Here is a 12,602-nt window from a genome sequence, read left to right as displayed (position 1 = left end):
GACCTGCGGAGAGGTGGCAGAGTGGTCGAATGTACCGCACTCGAAATGCGGCGTACCCGCGAGGGTACCGTGGGTTCGAATCCCACCCTCTCCGCCATTATTTGCTGACATCGCTGGATACATCGCCCTTGCTGGGGCCCCATGTCCGTGCGTGAACTCGCGCTTCGCGTGGCTAAGACCGCGTGGTTAAAGCTGCAGAAACTCTGCTCTTTCGGCGGTTCGACACGAATGGGTCGTAGCGCATGCCCCACAGTAACGGGGGAAGCGTGATGAAGACGATGGTACAGGCGGGCGTAAAGGCAGGCGTCATGGCAGGGGCCGCGCTGCTCGCGAGTTCGGGATCTGCCGGCGCACAGAATTTTGCCTATTGGCCAGCGCCGGTGACGACCGCCGCGAGTCCGGCGTTGATGTCGTATTTCCCGATGGGGACGCCGCTGACGCTTCGGTCGCGCACGCAGGTGTCGACCAAAATGAACGCGCCGGGCGACCGTCTCTATCTGGAGGTGGCGGAGAGCCTGTCATACCGCGGCCAAGTCGTGATCCCCGCAGGGTCGGTCGCCGTTGCCGAAGTCGCAGCGGTGCAGCGCAACGGGCATTTCGGCAAGAAGGGCAAGCTGGAGATCCGGCTGCTCTATATCGATACGCCCAACGGTCCGGTCCGGTTGAGCGGCCAGGCGAACGACGAGGGGACCAGCGGAACGATCACTTCGGTCGCGACGATCATGTTTGCGTCGGTGCTGGGCTTTCTCGTGCACGGGACGAGCGCGCAATTGCCGCCGGGCACCGTCGTTCGCGCCTATCTCGCGGAAGATCTAAGGTTCGCGGTCCAGCCATGGCAGCAGGTCGCGGCGACGCAGGTGCGTCCCGACATGGCGCCCGCCATGGCCCAGCCCGCGCCAGCGACTTCCGAGCAAGGCGCGCTGACGGGGCAGGCGATCGCATCGGCGCGGCGCTGACATCGCGCTGACATCGGAGCGACCTCGGCTCGACGGCTGATCCTATGCCGGCCGGGGGGGGCGTGATTAAATCCTCCCCCGCCAGGGTGGGGTGGCGTCTAAGGCGACGGAGGGGGAGGGCGTGACATGCGTGAGCGTCACCTCTCTCGTCCGTTTGGCACGCGCGAACTTCCGACCAAGTGCAATGCGCCTGTCCGTCGTCATCGATGCATGAACGGCGCGGCAAACACCGCCAGGTTACGGATCCGCCAAGTATCACGAAGTATAGATGCAGCAACGAACTACGGCGGACAAGCAAACGCCCGGACCGTTGCCGATCCGGGCGCCTGCGTGACGATCGCTCGTCAGCCCCCATTTTTGTGCTTCCGCTCTGCACTTGCGTGCGGCGTAAAAGCAGTCCCCGAACCACGGCCGTTGCCGGTGTCTCAGCGAGGTTTTTGCTAGTTATGTTGCCGGGATTTGTCACGGTGTTTGCGCGTGCTGCGGCACGATTGAATACGCCCTGTGGCGATTACGCAACATACCAATCTAGCCATCGGCGAGAGCATACCCATGACGCTGCGATCTCCGCTCCCCTCCAACTCGCGCGCCACCTTGCGCGTGTTGCCTCGCGCGGGGCCGCGTCCTAGAGCCGCAGGACTGTTTCCCTAACGATCGAACCCGGCTGCCCATGATCCTGTCCCGCTACGAACGGATGATAGCCCGCCGCTATCTGCTGCCGGGCAAAGGCGAGGCGTTCATCTTCCTCGTCGCCTCGATCAGCCTGGTCGCGGTGATGCTCGGCGTCGCCGCGCTCGTCATCGTGATGAGCGTGATGAACGGCTTCCGCGCCGAGCTGTTCGACAAGATCGTCGGGCTCAACGGCCATGCGGTGGTGCAGGGCGTCGGCGGCAAGCTGCCCGACTGGCGCGAGATTGTCGCGCAGGCCCGCGCGACCCCCGGCGTGACCAGCGCCGTGCCGCTGATCGAACAGCCGCTCGCCGCCACCTATAACGGGCGCGCCGAGGCGGTGCTGGTCCGCGGGATGCGCGTCGACGACATCCGCCGCAACTCGACGATCCAGAACAAGATCGTGATGGGCTCGCTATCGTCGATCACGCAAGGCAGCGGCCGGATCGCGATTGGCTCGCGGCTGGCGGAGTCGCTCGGTGCGCAGGTTGGCTCGGAAATCTCGCTGTTCAGCCCGCAGGGGCAGACGACGCCGTTCGGCACCGTGCCGCGGATCGTCAGCTACACCGTCGGGGCGATCTTCGAGATCGGCGTCTACGATTACGACAAGGCGTACATCATCATGCCGATCGAGGACGCGCAGACGCTCCTCCTGATGGGCGATGCGGCGGGCATGGTCGAGATCAAGACGGTAAATGCGGACAAGGTCGGCGAGATCCTTAAGCCGCTGGCCGACAAGATCGGCGGGCAGGCGATCATCCAGGACTGGCGGACGATGAACGCGCAGCTGTTCGAGGCGCTGGCGGTCGAACGGGTGGCGATGTTCACCGTGCTGTCGATCATCATCCTGGTCGCGGTGTTCAACATCCTGTCGTCGTTGATCATGCTGGTCCGCGCCAAGACCCGCGACATTGCAATCTTGCGGACGATGGGTGCGACGCGAGGGGGGCTGATGCGGATTTTCATCGTCGTCGGCACCACGATCGGCGCGCTCGGGACACTGGCGGGGCTCGGGCTCGGCTTCATCTTCCTGTTCTACCGACAGGGTGTGGTGAACTTCGTCCAGCTGGTCACCGGCCAGAACCTTTGGGATCCGTCGATCCGCTATCTGACCGAACTCCCGTCGAAGACCGACCCCGTCGAGATCATCGTGATCGCGGCGATGGCGTTGATCTTCAGCTTCCTCGCGACGCTCTATCCGGCCTGGAAAGCGGCGAGTACCGACCCCGTGCAGGTGCTGCGTTATGAATGAAGGTCTCCGAATCGATCGTCAGATCGAGCGTATGGACGATTACGTCCTCCAGACCAGCGGGCTGACCAAGAGCTTCACGCAGGGTGGCGCGACGATCGACGTGCTGCGCGGCGTCGACCTCGCGATCGCACCGGGCGAGATCGTCGCGTTGCTCGGTCCATCGGGCTCGGGCAAGTCGACGCTGTTGCAAGCCGTGGGTCTGCTCGAGGGCGGCTTTCAGGGATCGATCAGGATTGCCGGCACCGAGGCGGCCAAGCTCAACGCGCATGAGCGCACGGTCGTCCGCCGCGACAGCCTCGGCTTCGTCTACCAGTTCCACCACCTTCTCCCCGATTTCAACGCGACCGAGAATGTCGTGCTGCCACAGCTCGTCCACGGCGCCACCCGCGCCGAGGCGGATGCGCGGTCGGCGGAATTGCTGACCCAGCTCGGGCTGGGTCACCGCCTGACGCATCGCCCGAGCCAGCTCTCCGGCGGCGAGCAGCAGCGCGTCGCGGTGGCGCGTGCGCTCGCCAACAAGCCTGCGCTGGTGCTGGCGGACGAGCCGACCGGCAATCTCGACGAGCATACTGCGGACATCGTCTTCGCCGAGTTCGTCCGCCTGGTTCGCGAACAGGGGACGGCGGCGCTGGTCGCGACGCATAACGAACGGCTGGCAGCGCGCATGGACCGCGTATTTCGGCTGCACGAGGGACGGCTGGCGTGAGCTGGGGCGAGACGCCGACGCTCACCGGGCGTCACGTCACGCTCCGCCCTTTGGTCGCCGACGACATGGACGCGCTGGTCGCGGCGGCGTCGGCGGACAATTTATGGGACACGTTCTACGCCAACGTCGCGATGATGAAGGCGCCCGACCGCTGGCTCGCGGCGGCGTTGCGCGAACAGGACTTCGGGCGGGCACGGCTGTTCGCGGTGGTGGCTGGCGGCATCGTCGTCGGCACCACGCGCTTCATGCGGATGAACGAGGGCAACAAGCGGCTTGAGATTGGCGGCACCTTCTACGCCAAATCCGTACAGCGCACCGGCGTCAACACCGAAGCCAAGCTGATGCTGCTGACGCATGCGTTCGACGCCCTCGGCTGCGAATGCGCCCAGATCCGCACCGACTCGCTCAACAAGAACTCGCAGCGCGCGATCGAACGCCTCGGTGCCAGGCGTGACGGCGTGCTGCGCGGACACCAGGTGATGGCCGACGGCCGCTTGCGCGACACCGTCGTCTACAGCATCCTCCGCCACGAATGGCCGGGCGTGCGTCAGAACCTGGCGTATCTGCTGGCCCGCAACGAGGACCGCCCATGACCGCGATCACCGACTTCACCGTAAAGACCGCCGACGGCTCCGCGGCTTCGCTAGAGTCGTATCGCGGCAAGGTGCTGCTGATCGTCAACACCGCCTCGAAATGCGGCTTCACACCGCAATATGATGGCCTCGAAGCGCTCCACCGCGACTATGCCGAGCGCGGGTTCGAAGTGCTCGCTTTCCCGTGCAACCAATTTGGCGGGCAGGAGCCGGGTGATGCAGCGGAGATCGCCAATTTCTGCACGCTCACGTACGACGTGACGTTCCCGATCTTCGCCAAGGTAGACGTCAACGGGGCAGGGGCCGACCCGCTGTTCGAGCGGTTGAAGTCGGACGCGCCGGGGGTCCTCGGGTCAAAAGCGATCAAGTGGAACTTCACGAAGTTCCTAGTCGGTCGCGACGGCACCGTCCTCGACCGCTACGCCCCAACGACAAAGCCCGAAGACATCCGCAAGGATATCGAGAAGCTGCTCTAGAAGCAGTCACCCCACAAACGGCACCACCCCGGCGAAGGCCGGGGCCCAGTTGGAAAGGTCGCAGTAACGAAGCGCCGGCCTCAGTTAGCGACGTCCCCCAACTGGGCCCCGGCCTCCGCCGGGGTGGCACAGTATGCAGGATGGCAGCGCAATTCAAAAGTAAGAATGTTCCCCCGCGAAGGCGGGGGCCCAGACTGGACTCCCGCCTTCGCGGGAGAACACTTACGCGGTCACTGAAAACGCCGGCGCGCCCTTCTTATGCGCCAGCGCGGAAGCAACCGAAGTAACCCCACCAAACAAGAAGCTAATCCCCAGCACATACCCCGGCAACGTCAACGCCGACCAAGGCAACGTCGCCAGCACGATCACCGCCAGTACGACGTTCACCACCCCCAGCGCGATCATCAACCCCTTGCCACGCCGAAACCGCGCCCCGAGCCCGATCTCCAGCGCCCCGCGCACACCAAGCCAAACCGCAATCAGCAACGTAAGCGAGATCGCGCCCGTCGCAGGCTCGAACGCCATGATCAGCCCGATCACCAGCGACACCAACCCGAACCCGATCGCATAGCCGCGCCCTTCATGCCCCTTGCCGGCAAACCCCGACACGATCGACACGATTCCGGCCGCGATGAAGAACGCCCCGATCACCAAAGTCGCGGCATAGGTCGCGGAAAACGGCGACGCGAACGCCATGATCCCGAGCACAACGGACAACACGCCATAGGCCAGGATCCATCCCCAGCCAGCGCCTGCCCGCGGCGTCCCCGCAGCCGTGGTTTCGGTATCGGCAAAGCGCCCGCGTGGATCGGTCATAATAAAGCTCCCAGAAGTCCCCGCCGCAACGGCTCGTCGTGTCCGGGGTTCCGATCGGACTCATCCCCGCTGGTCGAATCACGCCACAGCGCCTACCTCCGGTCGATGCATTCCGGTTACGTCCCCCTCCGCGTTTTCTCCTGCTACACCATGCTCGACGGCGCCATCGATCCGAAGGCGATCGCCAAGCAGGCGCGCGCACTCGGCTTCCCAGCCGCCGCCCTCACCGATCGCAACGGGCTCTACGCCGCGATGGCCTATTCGGACGCTGCCAAGAAGGACGGCGTCCAGCCGATCATCGGCGTCATGCTCGGCGTCGGCCGCCCCGACATGCCCGACGGCGTCGCGACGCAGTTCGACTGGCTCGCGCTCTACGCGCAGAACATGACCGGCTACGACAACCTCTGCGCGCTCGTCTCGATGGCGCATCTCGACCGCCCGATCGAGATGCCCGCGCATGTCGACTTCGCCGCGCTCGAACGCCACACCGACGGCCTGATCGCGCTGACCGCGGGCGGCGAGGGCGGTCTTGCGCGGCTCTTCGCGGAAGGCCAGCCAGATCGCGCCCGCGCCTATCTCGATCGTCTCCAGGGGCTGTTCGACGACCGCCTCTACATCGAACTCTCGCGCCGTAACGACGCGATCGAGATGGCGGCCGAAAACGACCTCATCGACATCGCCTATGAGCGCAACCTGCCACTCGTCGCAACCAACCCCTGCTGCTTCACCGAGAGCGCGTTCGGCGACGCGCACGACGCCATGCTCTGCATCGCGCACTCGACCTATGTCGAGACCGAGGACCGCATCCGCAGCTGCCCAGAAGCCTGGATGAAGCCGGCCAAGGTCATGCACGAGATGTTCGCCGACCTGCCCGAGGCGATCGCGAACACCTTGGTCGTCGCGCAGCGCTGCGCGGTGATGGCCCCGTACCGCAAGCCGATCCTCCCCAGCCTCGCCGGCGATATCGAAGGCGAGGCCAAGCTCCTCCGCGACGACGCCGAAGCCGGTCTCGAAGCGCGTCTCGCCCGTATCACCGAACTCCACGGAGAAGGCGAAGACGGCTGGCGCGAGGTATACCGCAAACGCCTCGCGTTCGAGGTCGACGTGATCGTCCAGATGGGCTTCCCCGGCTATTTCCTGATCGTCGCCGACTTCATCAAGTGGGCGAAGGACCATGACATCCCGGTCGGCCCGGGCCGTGGTTCGGGCGCAGGCTCGGTCGTCGCCTGGTCGCTGACGATCACGGACCTGGATCCGATCAAATTGGGTCTGCTGTTCGAGCGCTTCCTGAACCCGGAACGCGTGTCGATGCCCGATTTCGACATCGATTTCTGCGAAACCCGGCGTGTGGAGGTAATCCGCTACGTCCAGGAGAAATACGGCCGCGATCAGGTCGCGCAGATCATCACCTTCGGGAAGCTGAAGGCGCGCGCGGTGCTCAAGGACACCGGCCGCGTGCTCCAGATGAGCTACGGCCAGATCGATCGCCTCGCCAAACTGGTCCCGAACCACCCGACCGACCCTTGGACGCTGGAACGCGCGCTCAACGGCGTTGGCGAACTGGCGAAGGAATACGCCAACGACAACGGCGTCCGGAAGCTGCTCGATCTGGCGATGAAGCTGGAGGGCCTGCCGCGCCACTCGTCCACGCACGCCGCCGGCGTTGTGATTGGTGATCGGCCCTTGGCGCAGCTAGTCCCGCTCTACCGCGATCCGCGTTCCGACATGCCCGTCACGCAGTTCGACATGAAATATGTCGAGGGCGCCGGCCTCGTGAAGTTCGATTTTCTCGGGCTGAAGACGCTGTCGGTGCTCCAGAAGGCGGTGCAACTGCTCGCCAAGCGCGGCGTAACGGTCGATCTCGAGGCGCTCGAATGGGACGATTCGGGCGTCTATGCGCTGCTGCAAAAGGGCGACACCGTCGGCGTGTTCCAGCTCGAGTCGGAGGGCATGCGCCGCACGCTGTCCGCCGTCCGCCCGTCCAATTTCGGCGACATCATCGCGCTCGTGTCGCTCTACCGACCGGGCCCGATGGACAACATCCCGTCGTTCGGCCGCCGCAAGAACGGCACCGAGGCGATCGACTACCCGCACCCGCTGCTCGAACCGATCCTGTCGGAGACCTATGGGATCTTCGTCTACCAGGAACAGGTCATGCAGGCAGCCCAGGTGCTGGCCGGCTTCTCGCTCGGCGGCGCCGATCTGCTGCGTCGCGCGATGGGCAAGAAGGTGAAGGCCGAGATGGACGCGCAGCGCGCGGGGTTCGTCGAGGGCTGCCTGAGCGTCAACGGCATCAAGAAGGCCGAGGCCAACGCGCTGTTCGACTTGATCGACAAGTTCGCCGGCTATGGCTTCAACAAGAGCCACGCGGCGGCTTACGCGCTGCTGGCGTACCAGACTGCGTGGCTGAAGGCGCACCACCCGCACGAATTCTTTGCCGCCTCGATGTGTTACGACCTCCACCAGACCGACAAGCTCGCGATCTTCACCGATGACATGCGCCGCTTGGGGATCACCGCGCTGCCGCCCTGCATCAACGCGAGCCAGGCCGAGTTCGATGTCGAGGTTTTGGCGGATACTGACGCCCAACCAGCAGAATGTTCACCCGCGAAGGCGGGTGCCCAGACTGGGTCCCCGCCTTCGCGGGGAAACAACCTTGCTGTGCGGTATGCGCTCGGTGCCCTGAAAAGCGTCGGCGAAGGCGCAATGGAAAAGCTCATCGTCGAGCGCGTCCAGAACGGCCCGTTCGCCGGCCTCGACGACCTCGCCAAGCGAGTCGACCCGCGCCTCCTCAACAAGCGCCAGCTCGAGACGCTCGCCGCCGCCGGCGCGTTCGACTCGTTCGAGCCCAACCGCGCCGGCATCCACGCCACTGCGGAAACCATCCTCGCGATCGCCGCGCGCACGCACGAACAGAAGACCAGCGGGCAGGGCGGCCTGTTCGGCGACGCCGAGCCCGCCGGCGATGCGATCAAGCTCCCCCCCTCGGTCCGCTGGACGCTCAGCCAGCGCATGGACCAGGAAAAGGAAGCGTTCGGGTTCTATTTCTCCGCGCACCCGGTCGACCGCCACCGCCACATCGCCAACAGCCACGGCGCCCGCGCCTACACTGCGCTGTCCGAGCTCAACATCCCCGACGACGGCAGCCGCGCCGGCGCGACGATGGCGGTGCTGGTCGAGGACGCGCGCTACCGCACGTCCGCCCGCGGCAAGCGCTTCATGATGGCGCAATGCTCGGACGCCAGCGGCCAGTTCATGGCGACCTGCTTCGACGAACAGGTCTCGCGCGATCTCGAAGAGGCGGCGAAGGCCGGCGGCTGCGGCCTGATCACCGTCGAGCTCGACCGCAAGCCCGGCGAGGACACCCCGCGCGTCAGCATCAAGCGCATCCAGCCATTCGAGGGCCTCGCCAACCTCGCGCGCTTCCAGGTGGTCGTGACGATCTCCGAGATGACCGCGTTTGCCGGCCTAGCCGCGCTGCTCGCCGAGCATCGCGGCGCGCGCGGCGAAGTGCGTGTCCGCGCGCAACTCCCCGATGGCGAGGTCTGCATCCTGCTAGGCCGCGACTTTCTCCTCGACGGGGAGCTTGTCGAGCACATCGAGTCGTTGCACGGTGTCACCAAGGTCGAGCTGAAGACCTCGGAAACGAGGCTCGCTCTGGTCGGTTAACAGCTTGGGAGAGCGAGAATGCTTGGTGGAATGCAGGATTTCGAGCTTCGTGTTCCCCGCCTGATCGATCACGCGGCGCGGGAGCACGGGGCGAGGGAACTCGTCAGCTACTGGGCCGACGGTCGCGAGACGCGCACCAACTGGGCCGGCATCTCCCGCGACGCCCGCAAACTGGCTCAAGCGCTCGAAAAGCTCGGCGTAGCCCCCGGCGACCGGGTCGCTACGCTGGCGATGAACCACGCGCACCACCTCGTCGCTTGGTACGGCACGATCGGCATGGGCGGCGTGATCCACACCATCAACCCGCGGCTGTTCGACGAACAGCTCGTCTACATCGCCAACCACGCCGAAGACCGCGTGATGCTCTACGACAAGGCGTTCCAGCCACTGGTCGATCGCCTTCGCGCACAGTGGACCAGCATCCGCCACTACGTCTGCTTCGACGATCTCGGCTCTGATGGTTTCCAAGCGCTCCTCGACGCCGAGGACGGCGATTACGAATGGGTCGAGGGTGCCGAGCGCGAGCCGTGCATGCTCTGCTACACCAGCGGCACCACCGGCAATCCGAAGGGCGTGCTCTACACGCACCGTTCGACGCTGATCCACGCCATGGCCGAGGTCGCGCCGTGGGTGTTCGATCTCTCGCCGAACGCGGTCGTGCTGCCGGTGGTCCCGATGTTCCACGCCGCCGCCTGGGGCCTGCCGTTCGCCTGTGCGCTGTCGGGCGCAAAGGTCGTCTATTCCGCGGTCAACGACCCCGCCGTGCTGTGCCGGCTGATGAACGATGAGAAGGTCACGCACTCCGCCGGCGTGCCGACCGTCTGGCTCGCGATGTTCGGCCACATGGACGCGACCGGCGATGCGCCGCGCTACCTGAAGCAGGTGACGATCGGCGGCTCGGCAGCCCCGCGGGCGATGATCGAGCGGATCATGGGCATGGGCGCCACGGTCAAGCACCTCTGGGGCATGACCGAGACGTCACCGATCGGCACCGCCGGCTTCGCGCCCCCGCACTGGGACGACATGACGCATGACGAGAAGCTCGACCTCGTCGGCAAGCAGGGCAGCGTGCCGTTCGGCATCGAACTCCGCATCATCGATGACGAGGGCAAGGTCCTCGCCCGCGACGGCAAGGTCGCCGGCCGCTTGCAGGTGAGGGGCCCCTGGGTCGTCCAACGCTATTTCGGCGCCGACGAAGATGCGGTGGACAAGGAAGGCTGGTTCGACACCGGCGATGTCGCGATGCTCCACGCCGACGGCACGATGCAGATCACCGATCGCTCGAAGGACGTCATCAAGTCCGGCGGCGAATGGATCAGCTCGGTCGACCTGGAGAACGCCGCGGTCGGTTGCCCAGGCGTCGCGGAAGCGGCGGCGATCGGCATCTACCACCCCAAATGGGACGAACGGCCCTTGCTGCTGGTCGTCCGCAAGCCCGGTAGCGAGGTCGCCGAACAGGCGATCCTCGATCATTTGGCCAAGCACGTCGCCAAATGGTGGCTCCCCGACGCGATCGTCTTCGTCGACGACCTGCCGCATACCGCTACCGGCAAACTCCTGAAAACCGCCCTCCGCGAACGCTTCAAGGATTTCGCGCTGGCCGCCGCCTGATCGATCCGCTCACCGCCGTCATTTGATAACCAGGTACAACGAGCCTCGCTCGACACTTACACCGCTACACCGCGCGGGGTGTTCGCTTGGCCTTTCTGATCCGGGGCTCGGCGATCATGTCGGCGGCCGCCTTGATCTCCTGACGAAGCTCGTCGCGCTTCTCATGGATCGAGGCGATGACGGGCCCCATCGCTACCCCGAGATCGACCAGCACCGCCTCCGCCAACTGCAGCGAACTCTCCAAAGTCTCCGGCACCGCATCCGTCACGCCCGCCCGGTACAGCTCGGCCGCATGCGCCGTATCGCGCGCGCGCGCCACGATCGGCAGATCCGGCGCCAAGGCCCGCACCCGCCGCGCCAACCGCACCGTCAACACCGGATCGTCCATCGTCAGGATCAGCGCCTTGGCGGTATGCAGCTTCAGCCGGTCCACCAGTTCCGGGCGAGCGACATCGCCGAACAGTACCGGATGGCCTTGGGCGCGCGCGGCTTCGACCGAGTCGATGTCCGCCTCGACCGCGACGTATTTCTGCCTATGGACCGCGAGCATGTCCGCCACCATCCGACCCACCCGGCCAAAGCCGATCACGACCGTTCCCGGCCCGTCCTCATCGATCTCGATATCGCCTGCATCGGCACCCGATCGGCTTTCCAGTTGACGCGAGACGGTGCGGCCCAGTTTTGCCAGCAGCGGCGTGATCGTCAGCCCGATCGCGGTGACCGTCTGCCAGAACGACGCAGTCGACGGCAGGATCAGCTGTGCCTGTGCGGCGGTGGCCAGGACGATAAGCGTCGTCTCGGACGGACTGCCCATCAGCAGGCCGGTTTCCGCTGCAACGCCGCGCCGGGAGTTGGCGACGCGCAGGAACAGGAACGTCACGATCGCCTTGGTCGCGACCACGCCGGTCACCGCAAGCAGCAGCGATGGCCAGTTCTGCGCGATCAGCCGGAGGTCGAGGCTCATGCCGACGGTGATCAGGAACACGCCGAGCGCGAGGCCCTTGAATGGCGCGGTGATGACCTCGACCTCGCTGTGGTACTCGGTCTCGGCGATCAGCAGTCCCGCCAGCAGCGCGCCGACGATCGGCGACAGTCCGGCGGCGGTGGTCGCGACGCTGGCGACGATCACTACCAGCAGCGACGCCGCGAGGAAGAGTTCTGGGCTCTTGGTCCGCGCGGCCTGTCCGAACAGGCGGGGCAGGACGAGCCGTCCGCCGACATACATCGCGACCACCGTCAGCCCGCCGCGCAACGCGACTCCGGCGATGTTCGACCATCCGTCCGCGCTTGCGGTCGGGGCGAGCGCACCGAGTACGAAGATGATCGGAACGAGCGCCAGATCCTCGAACAACAGCATCGCGAACGCACCACGTCCAACCGCGCCGGTGGTGCCGACGAGCGGCAGGACCAGTGCGGTGGATGAGAGCGCCAATGCGAACCCAAGGCCAATCGCGCCCGCCCATTCCTGGCCGATGAAGTGCAGCGCAACGCCGATGATCAGCGCCGAGCCGATTAGTTCGGCGGCGCCGGTGCCGAAAACCAGACGCTTCATCGACCATAGCCGCTTGAACGAGAGTTCGAGGCCGATCGAGAACAGCAGCAGGATGATCCCGAACTCGGCGAACGGCTCGATCGATTCCGGATTGGATATGGTCAGGTAATACAGCCACGGCGCCGACCCGGTTAGCGAGCCCAAGCCGGCCGGCCCGACCAACAGCCCGACCAGGATGAAACCGATAACGGGGCTGACCCGGAACCGCGCGAACGCGGGAATGACGAGGCCCGCCGCGCCGAGAATGACGAGCGTGTCGCTGAAACCTTGATTGTCGAGCCGTAATGCCATGCGTGCGACCT

At 65.6% G+C, this 12,602-nt stretch carries 9 protein-coding genes and 1 tRNA gene; 8 read left to right on the top strand and 2 right to left on the bottom strand.

From position 1 onward, the window contains the following. Positions 1–7 precede the first annotated feature (7 nt). The 6 genes from U1763_RS12215 to U1763_RS12190 all read left to right on the top strand — a co-directional run bounded on the left by U1763_RS12215 (position 8) and on the right by U1763_RS12190 (position 4,652). Positions 8–97 (top strand) — tRNA-Ser (locus tag U1763_RS12215). A gap of 172 nt (positions 98–269) precedes the next feature. Beyond that, positions 270–956, top strand: a complete 687-nt coding sequence (locus U1763_RS12210; protein ID WP_332755432.1) for a hypothetical protein — start codon at positions 270–272, stop codon at positions 954–956. A 670-nt stretch (positions 957–1,626) separates the two neighbouring features. Then, positions 1,627–2,877 (top strand): lipoprotein-releasing ABC transporter permease subunit, encoded by a 1,251-nt coding sequence (locus U1763_RS12205; RefSeq protein ID WP_332755431.1) that lies wholly within the window; start codon positions 1,627–1,629, stop codon positions 2,875–2,877. Positions 2,878–2,908: 31 nt separating this feature from the next. After that, positions 2,909–3,583, top strand: coding sequence for an ABC transporter ATP-binding protein (locus U1763_RS12200; RefSeq protein ID WP_332755797.1), 675 nt, complete (start codon positions 2,909–2,911; stop codon positions 3,581–3,583). Beyond that, positions 3,580–4,176: a GNAT family N-acetyltransferase gene (locus tag U1763_RS12195; protein ID WP_332755430.1), complete on the top strand. Its 597-nt coding sequence runs from the start codon at positions 3,580–3,582 to the stop codon at positions 4,174–4,176. The genes U1763_RS12200 and U1763_RS12195 overlap by 4 nt, the downstream gene beginning before the upstream one ends. Beyond that, on the top strand, positions 4,173–4,652 hold the full coding sequence (locus U1763_RS12190; RefSeq protein ID WP_332755429.1) for a glutathione peroxidase: 480 nt from the start codon (positions 4,173–4,175) through the stop codon (positions 4,650–4,652). Before U1763_RS12195 ends, U1763_RS12190 begins: the two co-directional genes overlap by 4 nt. A gap of 222 nt (positions 4,653–4,874) precedes the next feature. Here U1763_RS12190 and U1763_RS12185 read toward each other — a convergent pair whose 3' ends face one another. Next, on the bottom strand, positions 4,875–5,468 hold the full coding sequence (locus U1763_RS12185) for an HdeD family acid-resistance protein (protein WP_332755428.1): 594 nt from the start codon (positions 5,466–5,468) through the stop codon (positions 4,875–4,877). A gap of 105 nt (positions 5,469–5,573) precedes the next feature. Between U1763_RS12185 and dnaE the strand changes: the two genes are divergently transcribed. Both dnaE and U1763_RS12175 read left to right on the top strand, forming a co-directional pair. Continuing rightward, positions 5,574–9,137 (top strand): DNA polymerase III subunit alpha, encoded by a 3,564-nt coding sequence (gene dnaE, locus U1763_RS12180; protein ID WP_332755427.1) that lies wholly within the window; start codon positions 5,574–5,576, stop codon positions 9,135–9,137. Between the two features lie 18 nt (positions 9,138–9,155). Further along, entirely contained in the window at positions 9,156–10,748 is a 1,593-nt protein-coding gene (locus U1763_RS12175; RefSeq protein WP_332755426.1) for a long-chain fatty acid--CoA ligase, read from the top strand. Positions 10,749–10,812: 64 nt separating this feature from the next. Here U1763_RS12175 and U1763_RS12170 read toward each other — a convergent pair whose 3' ends face one another. Next, on the bottom strand, positions 10,813–12,591 hold the full coding sequence (locus tag U1763_RS12170) for a cation:proton antiporter domain-containing protein (RefSeq protein ID WP_332755425.1): 1,779 nt from the start codon (positions 12,589–12,591) through the stop codon (positions 10,813–10,815). Positions 12,592–12,602: the final 11 nt, after the last annotated feature.

Origin of the sequence: Sphingomonas sorbitolis (assembly GCF_036663875.1) — a bacterium.
GTDB lineage: Bacteria > Pseudomonadota > Alphaproteobacteria > Sphingomonadales > Sphingomonadaceae > Sphingomonas.
Note: the sequence above shows the minus strand (reverse complement) of the source record. Positions and strands in the feature narration are given on the sequence as shown.

What these genes read in the sequence shown, in the direction of transcription:
- U1763_RS12170 (WP_332755425.1), bottom strand. Translation starts at nt 12,591, where the DNA reads ATGGCATTACGGCTCGACAATCAAGGTTTCAGCGACACGCTCGTCATT.
- dnaE (WP_332755427.1), top strand. Translation starts at nt 5,574, where the DNA reads ATGCATTCCGGTTACGTCCCCCTCCGCGTTTTCTCCTGCTACACCATG.
- U1763_RS12205 (WP_332755431.1), top strand. Translation starts at nt 1,627, where the DNA reads ATGATCCTGTCCCGCTACGAACGGATGATAGCCCGCCGCTATCTGCTG.
- U1763_RS12210 (WP_332755432.1), top strand. Translation starts at nt 270, where the DNA reads ATGAAGACGATGGTACAGGCGGGCGTAAAGGCAGGCGTCATGGCAGGG.
- U1763_RS12200 (WP_332755797.1), top strand. Translation starts at nt 2,909, where the DNA reads ATGGACGATTACGTCCTCCAGACCAGCGGGCTGACCAAGAGCTTCACG.
- U1763_RS12190 (WP_332755429.1), top strand. Translation starts at nt 4,173, where the DNA reads ATGACCGCGATCACCGACTTCACCGTAAAGACCGCCGACGGCTCCGCG.
- U1763_RS12185 (WP_332755428.1), bottom strand. Translation starts at nt 5,468, where the DNA reads ATGACCGATCCACGCGGGCGCTTTGCCGATACCGAAACCACGGCTGCG.
- U1763_RS12175 (WP_332755426.1), top strand. Translation starts at nt 9,156, where the DNA reads ATGCTTGGTGGAATGCAGGATTTCGAGCTTCGTGTTCCCCGCCTGATC.